Below are 18,125 nucleotides of genomic sequence, written 5' to 3'. Positions count from 1 at the left end.
ATCTGGAACTCATCGTCCCTGCCCCCTTGGCCTGAGGTTTGCACGCGATGAGCGACTTTTATCGCCGGCGAGTCATGCAGGTGCTCGCGCAGCCCATACGCGAACAAAATCCTGAATTCATGCCATGACTATCTATCCATGTGGGCAATCGGCTGCGGTTCCACGGGCGCGAGATTGACTGGCCTGCGGTACAGGCCCACCGCCAGGCCAACAATGATGATCCCGATCGAGATCAGGTTCGGTGTGGAAATGCGCTCGTCGAGGATCAGCATCGAACTGGTGATACCAAACACCGGAATCAGCAACGACAGCGGCGCCACGGTGGACACCGGGTACAGCTTGAGCAGCGAGTTCCAGCCCCAGTAGGCAAAGTGCGTGGCCAAGTAGACCTGGAACAGGATCGAGAGGATCGCCGTCAGGTCGAGGCTACTTTGCAAACCTTCGAATGCCGCGCTGCCGTGCATCAGCCAGGCGGTGAGGAACAGCGGGATCGGCGGGATGAGGCTGGCCCACACCATGAACGAGAAGATCTCCTTGACCCCGGATTTCTTGATGATCACGTTGCCTACGCTCCAGGCCACCGCACTGAGTACGATCAGCAGGACGCCCAGCACCGCATGGTTGCCTTCCTGAGTGGAGATGATCCCGGCCAGGCCAATCAAGGCCAGCACGGCGCCGATCATCTGCGCACCACGGATTTTCTCCTTGAACAGCACAAAGCCCCAGCCCATGGTGAAGAACACGCTGAGCTGAATGATCAACGACGCAATACCGGGACTCACGCCCACCTGGATGCCGTAGTTGATCACGCCCCACATGCCCAGCCCGAAGATAAAGCCGTAGGCGGCCACGTAGCTGAACTTGACGGCGGGGCGTTTGATAAAGAACACCAGGGGCAGGGCGGCGAGGGCAAAGCGGATGCCCGTGAGTACAAACGGATCGATGGCGCGCAGGCCCAGTTTGGTGATCGGGAAGTTGACCCCCCACACCAGGGTAACGAGCACGGCCAGAAACAAATGTTTTTTCAGCATGGACCCTCCTTGGGTCAGGCGGCACAGCGCGATCGCGATGTGCCGCCAGGAAGTCAGTTCAAGGCGAAGCGTTTTTGCATCAGGCACAGCCCGGCGATTTCCATCAGCAGGTTGTCTGCCGAGGCGCGTTGGGCGGTGGACAAGCTTGGCAGGGTTGCCAGCAACGCGCGCACTTTACGCGGATCGAAGAACGGCACGTTATTCAATGCCGGGCCGCTCAACACATCGTTGATCATTTCATACAGCTTCGATTGCGGGCTTTCGGACGCCGGTGGCGCGCGGAAGTACTGCTTCTTGCGATCCAACACAGCCTGGGGCACGTAAGGGCGCATGGCTTCGCGCAGGGCGTACTTTTCGGTGGCGCCGCGTACTTTCATGTTCACCGGCAGGCGGCACGCGGCCTCGATCACTTGGTGATCGAGCAGCGGTGGGCGGCCTTCCAGGCTGCCGGCCATTTCCATGCGGTCACCCAGGGAGGTGAGCACCACGTTGGGCAGGCTGGACTTGGCGACCATGTACAACGAGCGGTTCACCGGCTCCCAGCCGTTGAGTGCCCGTGGGCTCAGACGGTCGTAGAACTTGCGATAGGCATCGGTATGGCTGAAACGCTCATGGAAATCGTCGCTGTACAGCTGCGCCAGGGGGCCGAACAACGCCGATTGAGTTTGCAGCCAGGACACGCCGTGGCCCAGTTCGTCCTGTACCCATTTCACGTCATTCTTGCCGCCAGGCAGGTAGCGGTCTTCACTGGCGTGCAGGCGTCGGCTGAGTTCGGCAATCGCCGACGGGTCCTGGTTTTCATGGTTGTACAGCACCATGTCGCGACGATAATGCGGGTAGCCGCCGAAGACTTCGTCGGCGCCTTCACCGGTCAGTACGGCGCGCATGCCCTGGTTCTGCACGTATTTGCACAGCAGGTACTTGGCCACGCTGTGAGCGTTGGCGAAGGGCATTTCGGCGTGCCAAAGGGCATTTTCGAAGTTGTCCGCCATGTCGGAAGAGTTCACCGACAGCACGTTGAGGTGGGCACGGTTATGCCGGGCGGCCACTTCGGCGTACTGGCGTTCGTCGTAGGCTTGCTCGCCCTCGAAAGACAAGTGGAACGCCTGCAAAGATTGGCCGGTCAACTCGGTGGCGATGCCCAGCATGGCCGACGAATCGAGGCCGCCGCTAAGGCACACGCCCACCGGCACATCGGCGTGCAGGCGCAGGCGTACGGACTCCTCGATGTTGTTACGCAGGGACTCGATCATCTCGGCTTCGCTGCGCTGTTCGGTCGCCTCGGCATCCGGGAAGTCCCAGTCCCAGTACTGTTCGGTCTGCAGGCCGCTTTCGTCGGCGATAATCCAGCAACCCGGTTTCACGCTGCGGATGTTGTTGAACACGGTACGGTCGCGCAGGATAAAGCCGCGATTGGCGTAGGCTTCGTGGTCCCACTGTGCCGGCACGCCGGCTGCAAGCAAGGCTTTGATCTCGGACGCGAAGTACCAGGCACCTTCATGTTCGGTGTAGTACAGCGGCTTGACACCCACCCGGTCGCGCACGGCAAACAGCTTTTTGCGCAGGCGATCGAAAATCAGGATGGTGAACTCGCCGCGCAGTTGTTTGAGGCCACGCACGCCATGGCGGCGGTACAAGTGCATGGCGATTTCGCTGTCGGACGAGGTCTTGAAGCGGCAACCGTAGCCTTCCAGCTCGGTGCGGATGCGTTGATAGTCATAGAACTCGCCGTTGACCATCATCACCAGGTCGCCTTCGTCGGCAACGATAGGCTGGGTGCCGTTACCCAGGCCGACCAGGCCCAGGCGTACGTAACCAAAGGCCGCTTGGCCCTTGGGGTCGAACCATTGGCTGGAGCTGTCCGGGCCGCGATGATGGATGGCACGCAGGGCGGCATCGAACATGTTCGGGTTGAACGCACGAGGTTGTTTGGCAAAGACGCCAATGTATCCACACATGACAATTACTCTATTGAATTTGTAGTGATCAGCAGCACGCTGGTTTCAAGCGGTGGTGACCGGTTCGTTCATCACCTGTAACTCGGGCAGCACCGCTTCGGGGTGTATGCCGATGGAGCTGAGGATCTCGGGCATGGCCGAGTAGTCCGCTTCGCCGGTCTCGGTAAATTGAGTCGGTAGCAGCAGCGATGGATCGCCGAATACTTCGAGCAGTTGCGGCAGGATGATTCGCCACGCTGAAATCTCGCGCATCGGGAAGATCCGGATGGAGTTGGCGATGCCGCGGGTGAACAAGGCGGTTTGCTGCGCGGTGAAGCCACCGACGACCTGCTGCACGAACAGCGGAAAGATGTGCTTGTGCACCAGTTCGTCTTTTTTGTGCAGGGCTACCACATGGCGGAACACCGGCTGGATGTCCGGCGCGTTGCTGAGGTCGGCCAGGTAGTCGCTGATGAATGTCTCCGAGACCAGCGAGAAGGCCAGGCGATAGATCTTGAAATCCGCCTCGGACAAGGTGGCCTGGGCCTGGCTCAGGTGGCGGGTCAGTTCCAGCTCCGGCCATTTGATGCGCATGCCGCGCTGGGTGATCGCCAGCTCACACATGTTGATCGAAAACAGCGTGTGATAAGCCTCATCCGCCAGGGTTTCAGAAATCGTCGCGGCGCTGGCGGAGCTCAGGCGCGAGCCCAGCTGCAGCAGGTCGATGCAGGACGGGCAAATGATCTCGGTTTCGATGGCGATGGTTTTCTGGTTGTAGATCACCCAGCCGGCCGACAGGATCAGCAGCTTCAGGGCATGGGGGTAAGCCTGGTAATGCGGGTCATGGGCGAAAGGTAACAGGGCCTCGAGAAAGTCCGGCGCCTGCAGGTCCAGCTGGATATCCGGGCGTTGGGAATCGAGCTTGATCTGTGCGCGTTTATGCCAGCTGCGTTCGATTTTGATCAATCGTTCATCGGTCGCGTCATTGCTGCGATAAAGATCGTCTTGAGTGCTGTGCTGAAACATGGTTTCACCGGGTTAATAGTGAGTTGTGACGGCCATCCATGGTTTGCCGAGGTGTGCCCGGCAACGTTCACGACCGGGAGTTACACCGCTGGCGCGGTCTGGATCTTGTCCTTCTTGCGATCCAGGAAGTCGGCCAGGCGATCCTGTGTGCGGATGTCGGAAGACACCACGGCGGCGATCAAGGCTTCCGTCATCAGGCCGTCCTGCTGGCTCTGATCGACAATGCGTGGCAACACATGGGTCACCGCGTAGTTGGTCATGGGCAGGTTGCCGGCGATCTTGTGTGCCAACTCGGTGGCCTTGAGTAACGCCTGGCCGACCGGCACCAGGTACTGGGCCACGCCGCGTTCATAGCTTTCCTTGGCGTAGAGCGTGCGGCCAGTGAGCATCATGTCGGTCATCAGGGCGATGCCGGCGATACGTGGGAAGCGTACCGAGGCGCCGACGCCGACATACAGGCCACGCATGGCTTCGGGCAGCGAGAAGAAGGCGCTGTCATCCACCACGCGCAAGCTGCAGGCGGTGGCGATTTCCAGGCCGCCACCGATGGCGGCACCGGTAATGGCGGCTACCACGGGCACCTTGCCAAACTGGATCAGTTCGAAGGTCTTGTGCCATTCGCGGAAGGCCTGGACGTTATCGATGACCGATTGGTCGCGGATTTCCGACAGGTCCAACCCCGTGCAGAAATGCTGGCTGGTGCTGTAGAGCACGGCGGCACCAATGCCGTCGGGTATGTTGGTGAAGGTATCGCGCAGTTCGTGCATCACTTCCAGAGACATCGCGTTTCGCTTCTGCGGGCGGTTGAGACCCACCATCAAAACGGCGCCGTCTACGCTTACGTCCAAGTAGTTTTTGCCACTCATTTTCCGAATATCCCTTCGATATGAACCCAACTTGGGGAGCGACGATTCTAGGTGGCAGAGTGATGGCCCGCTTGCTATGTCAGGTCATACTTTGACAAAATTGGGCCATGCCACCGACCTTCAGTTTTTCTCCTTATGAACCCGATAGCCCCGAAGCGGTGGTGACGCTGCGCGAGTACCCGTCCGGTACGGTGTTTCCACGGCATACCCACCGGCGCGGGCAGTTCGCCTATGCGTCCACCGGCGCGTTGAAAATGTTCACTGACCTCGGCAATTGGGTCGTGCCGCCGCAGCGCGCCATTTGGGTGCCGGGCGGGATATCCCATGAGATGCACATGCGCGGCGACGTGGTGATGCTCAATACCTACCTGAATGACGACGCGGCCCAACGCGCTGGGTTGCAGGACTATTGCCAGGTGTTTGGCGTCTCGCCGCTGTTGCGCCATCTATTGGAGGCGGCGCTGGCGATTGGGCCATCGGCGTCGCCGAGCGTGCGCGATCGGTGTGTGCTGACCCTGCTGATCGATGAAATCGGCGCCATGCCCGAGTTGCCCCTCAGTGCGCCATTGCCCTCCGAAGCGCGGCTGGCCCGTTCTTGTCAGCGTTTCCTTGAGGCACCGACGCAGAAAATTTCCATCTGCGAGATGGCCGACTGGTCGAGCATGAGCCGGCGCACCTTTACCCGTAACTTCCGTGAATGCACCGGCATGACCTTTGTGTCATGGCGCCAGCAGGTGTGCCTGTTGGAAGCGACGGCGCGGCTCAGTCATGGCTCGTCCATTACCGATGTGGCGTTCGAGTTGGGGTTCAGCAGCTCCAGCGCGTTCACCTCGGTGTTTCGCCGTAACCTGGGCGATTCACCGGCGCGTTACCTGGCCAAGTCCAAGGCTGCTTCCATCTTCTGAAAGAAAGGGGGGGCCAACGTGGTGCCTTTTCCCCCAGCGGTACGACGTTGAGCCGTGGCCTTTGTTACTATCGCCGTCCCTTGTCACCCGGAGTCACCGGCCCATGCAACACCAGTGGGATGAAATGCACCGCACCCGCAAGCCCACGTTCCTGATGTGCGGTGAGCCTCAGGGCGATGTGCTTAATCTCTATGTCCACGGCTATTCGGCGTTCTTCAACCGGCAACAACTGGGCAGCTTCAAGGCACAGTTGGCGGGCATCGAAGGCTCCACCAACCTGATGTTGTTCTGGCCGGCGGGGCATTTCCTGGAGAACCTGTTTGCACCGTTCAAGGATGTGATCGGCGCGATGCTCGGCGGCGGCAGCCTGGGCGCGGCGACTGTCGGGTTGGGCAAGGCGATTGCGTATTTCCTCGACCACTACAAAAGCGTCGAGGCCCGTGTGGACGAGGTCGCCAGGAGCCTGCTGCCGGAACTGGCTCACTACCTGCACAGCGAGTCCCTGGCAGTCCGGCGTATCAACCTGATCGGCCATTCCCTTGGCGCACGCATTCTGGTCAAGAGCCTGCTCGCCAGCCCCGACACCGCCCGCGAACTGCCATTGGACAATCTGCTGTTGATGGGCGGGGCAATCTGTACGTCGAGCCCGTGGGATGATGTATCAGCGCCGCTCAACGGGCGCGTGATCAACTGCCACTCCAGCAAAGACTGGGCGCTGGCGCTGAAACCGGATACTGAGCGTTGCATCGGTCGCTATGCGATCCCGGTGACGCCGGCGCTCAAGGCCAAGGTCACCAACGTGCACCTGGCGACCTTCGATCACGCCGCCTATTGGCCGCAGTTGCAGACGGTGGTGCAGTACACCGACCTGCTGCACGAGCGACGCGGCATGATCCGCTCCGACCAGCGCAGCGCTGAAGTGCGTTTTGCCGAAGAGGACGCGGAGTTGTTCCCGGCGTTGGTACAGGCGCGACCTGAAGAGTTGAAATTCCTCGCCGAACTGATGGCGCAAAAACGCAGTGCATCCATAGACGCCACTGCGCGCGAGCCGCTCAAGCTGGCCATTGAGTTGCAGCGCATGGGCGGCGATACCTTTATGAACCTGGCCCGAGGCCATGGCGTGAGTTACCGCCAGATCGCTGAAGATGTGGTGCAGCGGCTGGGGATCAAGTTCGATGAGCCTCTTGATAGTGTCGCGCTGGCCGATCTTGAAACCGAGGTCGCCGAAAAACTCATCGAACAGTACAAAGACAAGCTCAGCAGCGCGGACCGGCAGGTGTTCGACGCCGAACTCAAGGCCGCCGCGCAAAAGGAGCAGGGGCTGTTCAGTCGTTTTGACGTAGGCCGGTCGGCCACCACCGCGTTGAGCGGTACGGCGCTGGCCGGGCTGACCGGGTTTATCCTGCGTCGCGGTGCGGCCACGGCGATTCCGGTGGTGGGGCAGGCGGTGGCGGCGGCGATGCTATTGGTCAGCGGCGTGCGCGCGTTTTCCGGCCCGGCGTATTCGATCACCACGCTGGCGGTGCTGGTGGTCGGCGTGATTCGCCAGCGCATGGAGCGTGAAGCGCTGAACCAGGAGATGGACCTGGTGGTGCAAGTGGTCGAAGCGTTCGACCTGCCGCGGGACACGGTGATGCGCACCGTCGCGTCCGACTGATAAGCTGCGCCTCTATCGAGAGTGTTTGCCTGGGATACCGCGTGAAATTCAGCCTGCCAAAAATCGCTACTGCCCCATTTTGCCCGCCGGAAGTGGCCGGTTCCGTTGCCGTTGATCCCAAGGCTTCGTTTTTCAAGCGCGCGCTGATGTTCGCCGGCCCAGGCCTGCTGATCTCCATTGGCTACATGGACCCCGGCAACTGGGCCACGGCCATCGAGGCGGGCTCACGCTACGGTTATAACCTGTTGTTCGTGGTGCTGCTGGCCAGCCTGGCGGGGATGGCGGTGCAGTGCCTGTGCTCGCGGCTGGGCATCGCCACCGGCAAGGACCTGGCGCAGCTATGCCGCGAGCGCTACAGCAGGCGGTCTGCACGCACCCAGTGGGTGTTGGCGGAAATCTCCATCGTCGCCACCGACCTTGCCGAAGTGCTGGGCTGTGCCCTGGCATTCCACTTGCTGCTGGGGGTGTCGCTGACCACCGGCATTGTCATTACTGCCTTCGACACGCTGCTGATCCTGGCCCTGCAGAACCGGGGTTTCCGTCGTCTGGAAGCGATCATGCTGGCACTGGTAGCGACGATCGGCGTGTGTTTCTTCATCGAACTGGTATTGATCAAACCGTACTGGCCTGACGTGTTCAGCGGTTTTACTCCGTCACTGTCGGCCATCAGCGATGCTGCACCGCTGTACCTGGCCATCGGCATCCTCGGTGCCACGGTGATGCCGCATAACCTCTACCTGCACAGCTCCATTGTGCAAACTCGCCTGATTGGCAAGGATCTGGCCAGCAAACAGGACGCGGTCAAGTTGGCGCGTATCGACACCATTGGCTCGTTGGCCCTGGCCTTGTTGGTCAACGCCGCGATTCTGGTGCTCGCCGCCGCAGCCTTCCACAAGACCGGCCACACCGACGTGGTCGAGATCCAGGATGCCTATCACCTGCTTGATCCATTGGTCGGCGGTGCCTTCGCCAGCATCCTGTTTGGCATTGCCTTGCTGGCCTCTGGGCAGAGTTCCACCTTTACCGGCACCATCGCCGGGCAGGTGATCATGGAGGGCTACCTCAACCTGCGTATTCCTTGCTGGCAACGGCGTTTGATCACCCGTGGGCTGGCGTTGATCCCCGCGTTCCTGGGGGTATGGCTGATGGGCGACGATGCCATTGGCAAATTGCTGATCCTCAGCCAGGTGGTGCTCAGCCTGCAGTTGCCGTTTGCGCTGTATCCGTTGATTCGCATGACCGGCGACAAACAGCTGATGGGGCCGTTCGTGAATCGGCTGCCGACACGCTTGCTGGCGTGGTTTCTGTTTGCGCTGATCAGTGGGGCGAATGCCTGGCTGATTGGGCAATGGGTGTTTGGATAGACGCAACAAAGCTCACCGATCCCAATAAGGCACCCCGCCAAAGCACTCTACAAAGTAATCAATCACCGTCCGCACCTTCAGCGACAACCGTCGGCTCCCCGGCCACAGGGCTGCAATCTGCTGCGGCTCCAATGTTGTCGCCACTTCGTACTCTGTCAGCACCGCCTGCAAAGTGCCCGCGCGCAAACTGTCGCCGATCAACCAGGAAGGAAACACCACCAGTCCCAACCCTTGTTCGGCGGCGTGGGTGAGGGTGTCGGCATGGTTGCCGGTGATCGGGCCCTTGACGCTATAAGGTGCCCAGTCGCCCTGGCCCTTGCGGAAGAACCAGCGTTGCTGGCCGGTGATGCCTTTGTAGGCCAGGCACTGGTGGTTGATCAGTTCGTCAGGATGCTTGGGGGTGCCATGTCGGATCAGGTAGGCAGGGCTGGCGGCGATGCGAAAGCGTTGGGGAGCGAAGATGCGTGCCTGCATGCTGGAGTCGTTGAGCACACCGATGCGAAAGAGCAGGTCGGTGCCGTCTTGCAGCGGGTCGACGTAGGTGTCGGTTTGCTGGATATCCAATTGCAGTTTTGGATAACGCCGGCACAACTCGCCCAGCCAAGGGGAGAGATGGCGCTGCCCGAACACCATCGGCGCATTGATGCGCACCAGGCCGCTGGGCTCGCTTTCCTGTTCCTGCAGCGCCTGGCCGGCGGCTTCCAGTTGTTCCAGCATCAAGCGGGCATGTCGCCCGAGCAGGCGTCCGGCTTCGGTAGGGCTGACTGCGCGGGTGTGACGGTAGAGTAACTGCTGGCCGAGGGCCTGTTCCATCAGCTGGATCTGCCGGGAAATGGAGGAGGGCGCCAGGCCCTCACGGCGCGCCACTTCGGAAAAGCTGCCTAAGTCCAGCACGGCGACGAACAGGCGCAGTGCCTTGAAGCTCAGTTCATTCAAGCCTTGCATGGTGTCTCCAGGCTGTGCGTTTTGCGCAAAGGTGTTGTAGGCATGCTCCCATTTATCGCATAGGACTGCCACCGGATAATGCGCGCCATCCAATCCTTTGTTGATGTGCAGGTGATGTATGCAAGCGAGTTCCATTGAGGGTGTGGCGCACGCCAAGCCGAAAAAAAATGTCCTGCGGCTACTGCTTTTGCCGCTGGTGATACTGGCTGGCATGGGATTGTCGGTTGAAGCCGGCCTGCTCGGGCCATTGGGTGTGCAGGTCGGGCATTTGTGGGCGACATTGAGCATCTTTGGCGTGGGCTCGGCCATCCTGTTTCTGCTGCTGTTGTTCAGCGGCCCGCAAAAAGGCCCGGCACTCTCCGAGCTGCCACGTTGGCAGTTGATCGGCGGTTTCCTGGGGCCGATCTATGTGGTGGTGCTGACCCTGGCCACGCCCCATATCGGCATCGCGATGACCATGATCGCGATTCTCTCGGGTCAAGTTGGCAAGAGCGTGCTGATCGACCATTTCGGCTGGTTCGGCACGGCGCGCAAGCGGGTCAATGGCGAACGCTGGATCGCCCTGACGTTGATTGTGGTGGCACTTGTTCTGATTGCACGAGGTTAAGGCGATGAATCTGATTCTGTTACTGGTTGTTGTGGTCGCCGCAGGTGCGGTGTTGAGTGTGCAAGCCGCCATCAATGGTCGCTTGGGCCAGACGGTGGGTGTGTTGCGCGGCAGCCTGGTGACCTTTGTGGTCGGGGCGATTGTCACCGCGTTGTTGATTCTGTTCTTTGAGCCCGCCCAGGCGGTGAGCTTGCTGGAGGTGCCGAAATGGCAACTCACGGGGGCCTTGTTCGGCGTGGTGTACATGATGGTCATGGTCGGCGCAGTGCCTGTCGTCGGCACGGCGGTTGCGACGGTGGCGGTGATCGTCGGGCAATTGGGCATGGGCATGCTGATCGACAACTTTGGCTGGCTGGGCAACCCGGCGATTGAGTTGTCGGGGGCGCGGATCGTGGCGATGGTGTGCCTCGCCCTGGCCTTGGTGTTCATGTACCGCAGCAATACCCGCACCGACTGACGGTTTGAACCATCGCCGGCGGGCCGCAGTCACTGATTAAGGTGCCGGCGCCCGCCGCACCGGGACGACCATGAAAAAGGAGTCTGACCATGCCAGATAAAACCTGTGCCTGCCCACACTGCAAGTGTGTGCTGGGAGCTGACGCGGTAATGAAGGACGGCAAGGGCTATTGCTGTCAGGGCTGTGCGGAGCACCATGCCCATGGTGAGCCGTGTGCGGCGGCAACCGGCTGCGAGTGCGCCAAGTCCGCCAAAAGCTGACATGCTTGCGGGAGCCGGCCTGCCGGCTCCTATTGCCGCTCGAGTTCGAGCCGCAAGCTATGGTCCGCCAGGTTTCGACGATGCTTTACAACCCCACTGGTGCGACGCCCCTCCAGCGCCAACACCACCGTTTGCGCATCACGTAGATCGTCCGGCAACGGTTGGAACACGTTGAGTACCGTCCAGCCAGGTTGATGTTGCACGCTCACTTGGCATTCGACATGCCGGGTAATCGGCCCGAACAGGGTGTCCTGGGTGTAGTCGATCTGTGCCTTGCCGTTGACCGATTGTGTTGAATCCATTGTCTCTCTCCTTGATCAAGCGGGTGGCGCGCTTCCGAGCTGCGCCGGTATAAGCCAATGATCCCCGTGGGTCGCAAAAATTCACTCGGATTGTCGGGCGGTGGTCATTACCATGGCGGCTCACCCTTGCTTGATGTGCACTCCATGGCCCTGGCTGCGCCTCCCGACCTCAGTGATCACGCCGTCCCCGTGCAGCCCCTGGCGCGCACTTATCCGCGTGGGCTGTACGTTGAACCCCATAGCCATGACTGGGGCCAATTGCTCTATGCCATGAGCGGCGTGATGTGGGTCGAGACACCGCGCGAAGCCCTGGTGGTGCCGCCACAACGCGCCGTTTGGCTGCCGCCCGGGGTGGCGCATGGGATTCGTGTGGTGTCGGATTTGCAGATGCGCAACATCTACCTGCGCCCGGCACTGGCGGCCACGTTGGACAGCCAGGTGCAGGTGATCGAAGTCGGTGGGTTGCTGCGTGAGTTGATCGTCACGCTGGTGGAGGAGGGCGATAGCGGCGAGGCGGCGTATTACGACGCCGTGGTCAGCCTGGCCTTGCTGGAGTTGCAGCGGGCGCGGCGTTCGCAGATCCGCATCGCCATGCCGGTGGGCGCTGACCGACGGCTGATCACTGCGTGCCAGGCCATCATGGCTGCGCCCTCCCTGGAGGTTGCTTTCGAACATCATGCCGAAACCGCCGGTGCCAGCGTGCGCACCTTGTCGCGACTGTTCCAGAACAATTTGGGCATGGGCTTCGCCGAATGGCGCCGCCAGGTGCAATTGGCCACCGCAGTGGCGGAGTTGATCCAGGGCCAGTCTGTCAGTGCCATCGCGCGCTCCCTCGGTTACTCCCCCAGCAGTTTCAGCGACATGTTCCGCCGCGAACTCGGTGTGGCGCCTTCGCACTACGTCGACTGAGGGTTTGGCCGAAATCCTGAAGCACTTGGCCGATGCTTCAGGAAGGTGCTCTCTACACTGAGCGCATTCACCTCTAAGGCACGGTCCTCATGAACTACCTGATTTCCCTCGCCATCGGTTTGTTTGTCGGCGTGATCTACGGCGCCTTGGATTTTCGCTCACCCGCACCGCCGGCCATCGCCCTGGTGGGCCTGATGGGCATGTTGCTGGGCGAAAAGCTCTGGCCCATGGGCCGGCAGCTGATTGGCGCCTGGTTCTCCTGATCTCTTTTTTCACTTCGATGGATATTGGCCATGAACGCACTGCAATTTTCCGCCACCGGTGACCTCGCCGCCCTCCACTTCGTTGACGTCGCCACCCCGGTGCCGGCTGCCGGTGAAGTGCTGGTGCAGATCAAGGCCGCCGGTCTTAACCCCAGCGACGTCAAAAACGTGCTCGGCCGCTTTCCCTACACCACATTGCCGCGCATTCCCGGCCGCGATTTTGCCGGGGTGGTGGTGGAGGGGCCGCAGGACCTGGTAGGCCAGGAAGTCTGGGGCACCGGCCGCGACCTGGGCTTTTTTGCCGACGGTTCCCACGCCCAATACCTCACCGTGTCGGCCAAGGGCGTGGCGCCTAAGCCCAGCCATCTGAGTTTTGCCCAGGCCGCCAGCCTCGGTGTGCCGTACACCACCGCCTGGGATGCGCTGGAACGCAGTGGCGTGACCAAGGGCACGCGCCTATTGGTGATGGGGGCCAATGGCGCCGTGGGCAGCGCAACCCTGGCCCTGGCGAAAATCCGTGGCGCACAGGTACTGGCCGCTGTGCGCCGGCCGGAGCAGGTCGACGTATTGCAGGCGCAAGGTTTCGACGCGATGACCTTGGGTAAACCGGAAGACCTCGCTGCGCAGGTCAATGGGGTGTTCAAGGGCGGTGCCGATGTGATCTTCGACACCACCGGTTTCTGGCTACCGGCGGCCGTTTCCGCGTTGGCGCCGTTCGGACGCATCGCCATCATCGCTGCGCCGGGGGATGGCTATGTACAGTTACCCGCCCTGGCCTTGTATCGCAAAGGTGGCTCGGTAGTGGGGATCAATTCGTTGCTCTACACCTGCGAGCAATGCGCGGTGATGCTGGAGCAGTTCGGACGTTTCTTTGATGACGGCTTGCTGCCGCTGCCCACCGGCCTGCGTGAAGTGGCGCTGGCCGATGGGGTGCAGTGCTATGAGGCGGTGAATCAAGGCAGCGCAGACAAAATCATCCTCCTGCCTTAATCCTGTCGGTCATGCCTACGGAACGCCCTTTTCCCAGGCTGACCAGTTCTTGAGGATTGCCTGTACCAACGGGTTGCCCGTGCGGTACAGGTTCTCCAGCGCTGGCACAAAACCGCCCTGATCCGCGTACTTCAGCAGGTTGTCCACTTCGCTGTAGCCAGGGTACGGACGGTCGAAGTCCGAGCCTGCACGTACCACCGCCAGGCGCTGGATATCCACCCGTCCTTCGCGGCTGGCGCGCAGCAGTGCTTCATAGGTGGAATTGTCTTCCTGCTGGGTGGTGCAGTATTCGCCTTTGTTGTCGGTCAGCAGCTTGGTCCAGACTTCGGCGCGTTCGCTCAGGCGCGTACCGGAAAACCAGGTGTTGCCCGCCAGGGTGTCGCAGCGGGTGACTTGCGGCGGCTGGTTGGCCGGCGCGGCGGGATAGTGTTTGCGCCAGGCGGCGGATTCCTTGCTTTCAGTGAGTTCGACGTTCTGCGACAAGGCGAATGCCTTGGCCTGCAACTTGGGGTTCAGCTCGAACACTTCGGTCTTGTAATCCAACGGGGGTTTCTCGTTGGGACCTTTGGTGTTGATGCCGATGTAGCCCGTCGGCCAATCCTTGGGCGCGTCCCGCGAATCCAGCTCCCACTGGGTGCCGAACTCCACCAGGTAGTGGGCCCAGGCGGCGGTGCCGATGGTGCCGTGCTTGGGGCTGATGCCGGCGATCCCAGCGATCAGGAAGTAGCTCTGGCGCAGGTCGAATTTGGGCGACAACGCCAAGGCCAGTGTGGACGCGGCAGCGTTGGTCTGGCCCATGCCGGTGACCAACAGGCACACGTCCTGGGTGTTGCAGCGGATCACCGGGTATTCGGCGGACAGTCCTGGCACGCGCACTTCCTGCTTGAGTTCCAGGCGATCGATCCAGGTTTGCGCCTCGGGGGCGAACATGGTGATCAGCATGACCTTGGGTTTGATCGGCGCAGGCGTATCAGCCAGTACCACGTGGGGCAGCATGGCCAGGCCGATGGCTATTGAGAGACGTGTAAACGCTTTCATCTAAAGCTCCTTTATCAGAATTGGTAGCCCACGCCGGCGTAGTAACCCCAGCCGTCGGAACGGGCGCGGAAGTTGCCTTCGCCGAAATTCAACTCACTGCCGTCTTCCCAGTTGCCGCCGTTATGGAAGTAACGGCCGACCAGGGTGAAGCGCAGGTGGGTAAACGAGTACAGCAGCACGTTGGTCGCCACCAGGGAGTTGGCGGTTCGCGCCGGGTTGTCCTTGTGCAGGTCGGAGCCGAAATCGTAGTTGGTGAAGCCGATGTAGGTCAGCGAGGCGCCGTTATCAAACTTGCCGATGGGCACGATGTACTTCATTTGCGCGCGGTAGCCGTCCCATGAATATTCATTGCTGGCGCCGTAGTTTTCCCACTGGTAGCGCCCGTAGAAATTGGCCGACAGGTTCACCCGCGAATGGGTGTCGATGTTGGTGCCGAGGCCGCTGTACAGGGTGTTGGCGCGGTTTTCCTTGCGGCTGCCGTGGTCGTAGATCCAGTCGAACGCCACGTACCATTCTTTGAATGGCCCGATCGCCAGGCTGCGGCCGGCCAGGTAGTCGATGGAGATACGGGGTTCGTGTTCCATGAACACCGGCGAACCATGGTCCCAAACGCCTTTGTCATTACTGTTACCGATGGTGAGGATCTTCGGCACGTCGATATAGCCGTACAACTCGAAGGGCCCCTTGCGGCCGAAGTACTCGTATTCCAGGTAGATGTCATCCTGCGGCTTGGGGCCGAAGCTGATGTCTTTGCTGCCGATCAATGTCAGGTCCTGGTTGAACCAGTCCGACAGGTAAACGCCTTTTTTCGCCGGGCTGGCTTCAGGGCTGAGGGTTTCGCCCTGTGCTGAGTCATCGATGGGTTTGGCCTGCGCCAAAATGGGGGCGCTGAGTACTCCCGTAACGGCGGCCAGTAGCAAGGAAACACCAAAGAGGGCAGGACGCCTTGAGGTGGAGTGCATTGAAAATCCCTATTCGTACGCGGTTTGAACCCGATGCTTCGGGTAAGGATGAACTTGGCAGGCAAGTTCGTACCGCAAACGTTTGCACAGGCTGTACCAAGTTTGCTCAATGGCTTGATCAAACTGAAAAAAACGCGATTTAGTCGACCTTTTGGTCAGAATTGACTGGGTGTCATTTTCTCAATGCACTGGAACAGATGCATCGCGGTTTCCCGTCGATAATCACTCGGCGTCTGGTGCATCTCGATGCGAAAGTGCCGGTTGAAATTGGACAGGTTGGCGTAGCCCACTTCAAAGCAGATGTCCGCCACCGACATGTCGCTTTGCAACAGCAGCCGGCAGGCGCGCTGGACACGGAACTTGCGCATCAGGTCGATGAACCCGTGGCCGGTGTTGCGCTTGAAGAAACGCGAGAAGCCCGGCTCGCTCATCTCCAGTTGCTGTGCGATTACCGACAGGCGCACATCGCCGGTCAACTCGCGCATCAGATAATCGAACGCCTGGTTGATGCGTTCGGCGCTGCGTGCATCCAGCGTCGGCGCATAGCAGGGGCTGGCCAGGGCCTTGACCTGTTGCGTCGGGGCGTTCTTCAGGGTATCGAGCAGTTGCAGGAACAGGATCAAGCGTTGCAGACCGTGGGCGGTGCCGATGGCTTCCATCAAGCGCGCAGCCTGCAACGCGGTGTCGCCAGTGAATTCCAGCCCGCGGCGGGCATGCTCGAACAGCGGTTGCAGGTCACCGAGTTCTGGCAGGGTTGTGCGCAGGGCGAGGAGGGCGGCGCCGTCGAATTGCAGTACCACATCGCGGCCGGTCAGGTAATCGCCGGGCGCCAGTTCGCCGATCCAGTCGTGGGGCAGGTCAGGGCCGATGAGGGCCACATGCCCGGCACTGAACGCACCGATGTAGTCGCCCGCTACCAGTTTGCCGCTGCCTTGACGGATCAGGTGGATTTCAAATTCGGGGTGGTGGTTCCAGCGCGCCAGGTCATAGGGGTAGTCGTGTTCGAACCAGCGGAAGCAATGCTCTGGCTCGGGCAGGATCACTTCGAGTTCGGCGGGGCGGTGCTCGAACAGCTTGGCGCGGCTGATGGGCATGGCGGGGATTCTTATGATGCTTGGAATCGCTCCAAAATACGCGCCTCGGACGGGAGCGCGCTACCCCTGGTTTTGCCTGGCACTGATACTTTTTTAACCTTCACGCCAAGGTTAAAAAAGTACCACTCGCTCATCCTCCACGCGTTTGTGGGGGCTTGGTCAAGCTGTTGTAATCGGCCCTCAACAACAAAAACAACAGGTAGAAACCGCTATGTCCAAGCTCCCGCAAGCGTTGTTCCTGCTTTCCGGCCTGGCGCTGGCCATACCCAGCCACGCCGCCGACACCGTGACCATCGCCACGGTCAACAACAGCGACATGATCCGCATGCAGCGCCTGTCCAAGGTGTTCGAAGAGCAGCACCCGGACATCAAGCTCAACTGGGTGGTACTGGAAGAAAACGTGCTGCGTCAGCGCCTTACCACCGATATCGCCACCCAGGGCGGGCAGTTCGATGTGCTGACCATCGGCACCTACGAAACCCCATTGTGGGGCGCCAAGCACTGGCTGGAACCCTTGACTCAACTGCCGCCCGACTACGACGCCGACGACATCTTCCCTTCAGTGCGCCAGGGCCTGTCGGTCAACAACACCCTGTACGCCTTGCCGTTCTACGGCGAAAGCACCGTCACCTACTACCGCACCGACCTGTTCAAGCAGGCCGGGTTGAGCATGCCCGCGCATCCTACCTGGAGCCAACTCGGCGAGTTCGCCGCCAAGGACAAAGGCCAATACGGCATGTGCCTGCGCGGCAAGGCCGGCTGGGGTGAAAATATCGCCTTGCTGAGCACCATGGCCAACGCCTTTGGCGCACGTTGGTTCGACGAGCAGTGGAAGCCCGAGCTGACCAGTCCCGAGTGGACGGCGGCCGCCAACTTCTACGTCAACACCCTCAAGCAATATGGCCCGCCGGGCGTTTCCAGCAATGGTTTCAACGAAACCCTGGCACTGTTCAACAGCGGCAAATGCGCGATCTGGGTCGATGCCAGCGTCGCCGGCTCCTTCACCACCGACAAGAGCCAGAGCAAGGTCGCCGACAGCGTTGGTTTCGCCGCCGCGCCTACCGAAGTCACCGACAAAGGCTCGTCCTGGTTGTACGCCTGGTCCCTGGCGATTCCGGCCACCTCCAAGCACAAGGACGCCGCCAAGGCGTTCATCAGTTGGGCGACATCCAAGGACTACATCCAGTTGGTCGCCGACAAAGAAGGCATCACCAACGTACCGCCAGGCACTCGCCAGTCTACCTACAGCGAGGCGTACTTGAAGGCCGCACCGTTCGCCCAGGTGACCCTGGAGATGATGAAGCACGCCGACCCCGCGCATCCTTCGGCCAAGCCAGTGCCGTACGTGGGCATCCAGTACGTGACCATTCCCGAGTTCCAGGCGATTGGCACCTCGGTCGGCAAGCTGTTTTCGGCGGCGTTGACTGGCGGTATGTCGGTTGACCAGGCCTTGCTGGACGCCCAGTCCACCACCGAGCGCGAAATGAAACGCGCCGGCTACCCGAAATAACT

At 60.9% G+C, this 18,125-nt stretch carries 19 protein-coding genes; 10 read left to right on the top strand and 9 right to left on the bottom strand.

Annotated elements, in window-relative coordinates; translation table 11 throughout:
* Positions 1 to 128: 128 nt before the first annotated feature.
* The 4 genes from AB4O08_RS01745 to AB4O08_RS01730 form a co-directional block, all read right to left on the bottom strand.
* Positions 129 to 1,031 carry an amino acid metabolite efflux pump gene (locus AB4O08_RS01745; protein ID WP_010211120.1) on the bottom strand — a complete coding sequence of 301 codons (903 nt, stop codon included), beginning with the start codon at positions 1,029 to 1,031 and terminating at the stop codon, positions 129 to 131.
* 53 nt (positions 1,032 to 1,084) lie between these two features.
* Positions 1,085 to 2,989: an asparagine synthase (glutamine-hydrolyzing) gene (gene asnB / locus AB4O08_RS01740; protein WP_460114663.1), complete on the bottom strand. Its 1,905-nt coding sequence runs from the start codon at positions 2,987 to 2,989 to the stop codon at positions 1,085 to 1,087.
* Positions 2,990 to 3,034: 45 nt separating this feature from the next.
* Positions 3,035 to 3,994 carry a diiron oxygenase gene (locus AB4O08_RS01735; protein ID WP_176332119.1) on the bottom strand — a complete coding sequence of 320 codons (960 nt, stop codon included), beginning with the start codon at positions 3,992 to 3,994 and terminating at the stop codon, positions 3,035 to 3,037.
* A gap of 80 nt (positions 3,995 to 4,074) precedes the next feature.
* The gene (locus AB4O08_RS01730; protein ID WP_010211117.1) at positions 4,075 to 4,860 is read right to left on the bottom strand and encodes a crotonase/enoyl-CoA hydratase family protein; all 786 of its coding nucleotides are present in this window, start codon (positions 4,858 to 4,860) and stop codon (positions 4,075 to 4,077) included.
* Between the two features lie 107 nt (positions 4,861 to 4,967).
* On the opposite strand from AB4O08_RS01730, the gene AB4O08_RS01725 reads away from it, so the two are divergent.
* From AB4O08_RS01725 to AB4O08_RS01715, 3 genes are all read left to right on the top strand, one after another.
* On the top strand, positions 4,968 to 5,765 hold the full coding sequence (locus tag AB4O08_RS01725) for an AraC family transcriptional regulator (protein WP_010211116.1): 798 nt from the start codon (positions 4,968 to 4,970) through the stop codon (positions 5,763 to 5,765).
* A gap of 103 nt (positions 5,766 to 5,868) precedes the next feature.
* On the top strand, positions 5,869 to 7,422 hold the full coding sequence (locus AB4O08_RS01720) for a DUF726 domain-containing protein (protein WP_021493296.1): 1,554 nt from the start codon (positions 5,869 to 5,871) through the stop codon (positions 7,420 to 7,422).
* A gap of 41 nt (positions 7,423 to 7,463) precedes the next feature.
* Positions 7,464 to 8,786: an Nramp family divalent metal transporter gene (locus AB4O08_RS01715; protein ID WP_010211114.1), complete on the top strand. Its 1,323-nt coding sequence runs from the start codon at positions 7,464 to 7,466 to the stop codon at positions 8,784 to 8,786.
* 12 nt (positions 8,787 to 8,798) lie between these two features.
* Here AB4O08_RS01715 and AB4O08_RS01710 read toward each other — a convergent pair whose 3' ends face one another.
* Entirely contained in the window at positions 8,799 to 9,731 is a 933-nt protein-coding gene (locus AB4O08_RS01710) for a LysR family transcriptional regulator (protein ID WP_021493295.1), read from the bottom strand.
* 118 nt (positions 9,732 to 9,849) lie between these two features.
* Between AB4O08_RS01710 and AB4O08_RS01705 the strand changes: the two genes are divergently transcribed.
* The 3 genes from AB4O08_RS01705 to AB4O08_RS01695 all read left to right on the top strand — a co-directional run bounded on the left by AB4O08_RS01705 (position 9,850) and on the right by AB4O08_RS01695 (position 11,055).
* Positions 9,850 to 10,338, top strand: coding sequence for a DMT family transporter (locus AB4O08_RS01705; RefSeq protein ID WP_010211111.1), 489 nt, complete (start codon positions 9,850 to 9,852; stop codon positions 10,336 to 10,338).
* 4 nt (positions 10,339 to 10,342) lie between these two features.
* On the top strand, positions 10,343 to 10,795 hold the full coding sequence (locus tag AB4O08_RS01700) for a DMT family transporter (RefSeq protein ID WP_010211110.1): 453 nt from the start codon (positions 10,343 to 10,345) through the stop codon (positions 10,793 to 10,795).
* A gap of 89 nt (positions 10,796 to 10,884) precedes the next feature.
* Positions 10,885 to 11,055, top strand: a complete 171-nt coding sequence (locus AB4O08_RS01695) for a metallothionein (RefSeq protein WP_010211108.1) — start codon at positions 10,885 to 10,887, stop codon at positions 11,053 to 11,055.
* A 29-nt stretch (positions 11,056 to 11,084) separates the two neighbouring features.
* On the opposite strand, the gene AB4O08_RS01690 is transcribed toward AB4O08_RS01695, so the two are convergent.
* The gene (locus AB4O08_RS01690; protein WP_010211107.1) at positions 11,085 to 11,357 is read right to left on the bottom strand and encodes a hypothetical protein; all 273 of its coding nucleotides are present in this window, start codon (positions 11,355 to 11,357) and stop codon (positions 11,085 to 11,087) included.
* Between the two features lie 144 nt (positions 11,358 to 11,501).
* Between AB4O08_RS01690 and AB4O08_RS01685 the strand changes: the two genes are divergently transcribed.
* The 3 genes from AB4O08_RS01685 (at position 11,502) to AB4O08_RS01675 (ending at position 13,519) form a co-directional block, all read left to right on the top strand.
* Entirely contained in the window at positions 11,502 to 12,266 is a 765-nt protein-coding gene (locus tag AB4O08_RS01685) for an AraC family transcriptional regulator (protein ID WP_021493294.1), read from the top strand.
* Positions 12,267 to 12,355: 89 nt separating this feature from the next.
* The gene (locus tag AB4O08_RS01680) at positions 12,356 to 12,529 is read left to right on the top strand and encodes a DUF1427 family protein (protein ID WP_010211105.1); all 174 of its coding nucleotides are present in this window, start codon (positions 12,356 to 12,358) and stop codon (positions 12,527 to 12,529) included.
* Between the two features lie 30 nt (positions 12,530 to 12,559).
* Positions 12,560 to 13,519 carry a quinone oxidoreductase family protein gene (locus AB4O08_RS01675; protein ID WP_198729873.1) on the top strand — a complete coding sequence of 320 codons (960 nt, stop codon included), beginning with the start codon at positions 12,560 to 12,562 and terminating at the stop codon, positions 13,517 to 13,519.
* 15 nt (positions 13,520 to 13,534) lie between these two features.
* Here AB4O08_RS01675 and AB4O08_RS01670 read toward each other — a convergent pair whose 3' ends face one another.
* The 3 genes from AB4O08_RS01670 to AB4O08_RS01660 form a co-directional block, all read right to left on the bottom strand.
* Positions 13,535 to 14,557: a purine-nucleoside phosphorylase gene (locus AB4O08_RS01670; protein ID WP_198729872.1), complete on the bottom strand. Its 1,023-nt coding sequence runs from the start codon at positions 14,555 to 14,557 to the stop codon at positions 13,535 to 13,537.
* A gap of 14 nt (positions 14,558 to 14,571) precedes the next feature.
* Positions 14,572 to 15,519, bottom strand: a complete 948-nt coding sequence (locus tag AB4O08_RS01665) for a nucleoside-specific channel-forming protein Tsx (RefSeq protein WP_198729871.1) — start codon at positions 15,517 to 15,519, stop codon at positions 14,572 to 14,574.
* 155 nt (positions 15,520 to 15,674) lie between these two features.
* The gene (locus AB4O08_RS01660; RefSeq protein ID WP_021493291.1) at positions 15,675 to 16,613 is read right to left on the bottom strand and encodes an AraC family transcriptional regulator; all 939 of its coding nucleotides are present in this window, start codon (positions 16,611 to 16,613) and stop codon (positions 15,675 to 15,677) included.
* 211 nt (positions 16,614 to 16,824) lie between these two features.
* Between AB4O08_RS01660 and AB4O08_RS01655 the strand changes: the two genes are divergently transcribed.
* Positions 16,825 to 18,123, top strand: a complete 1,299-nt coding sequence (locus tag AB4O08_RS01655; RefSeq protein ID WP_460114662.1) for an ABC transporter substrate-binding protein — start codon at positions 16,825 to 16,827, stop codon at positions 18,121 to 18,123.
* Positions 18,124 to 18,125 lie beyond the last annotated feature (2 nt).

Source organism: Pseudomonas sp. H3_E07 (genome assembly GCF_054668895.1).
The sequence above is the reverse complement of the archived record's forward strand: the minus strand, read 5'-3'. Positions and strand labels throughout refer to the sequence as shown.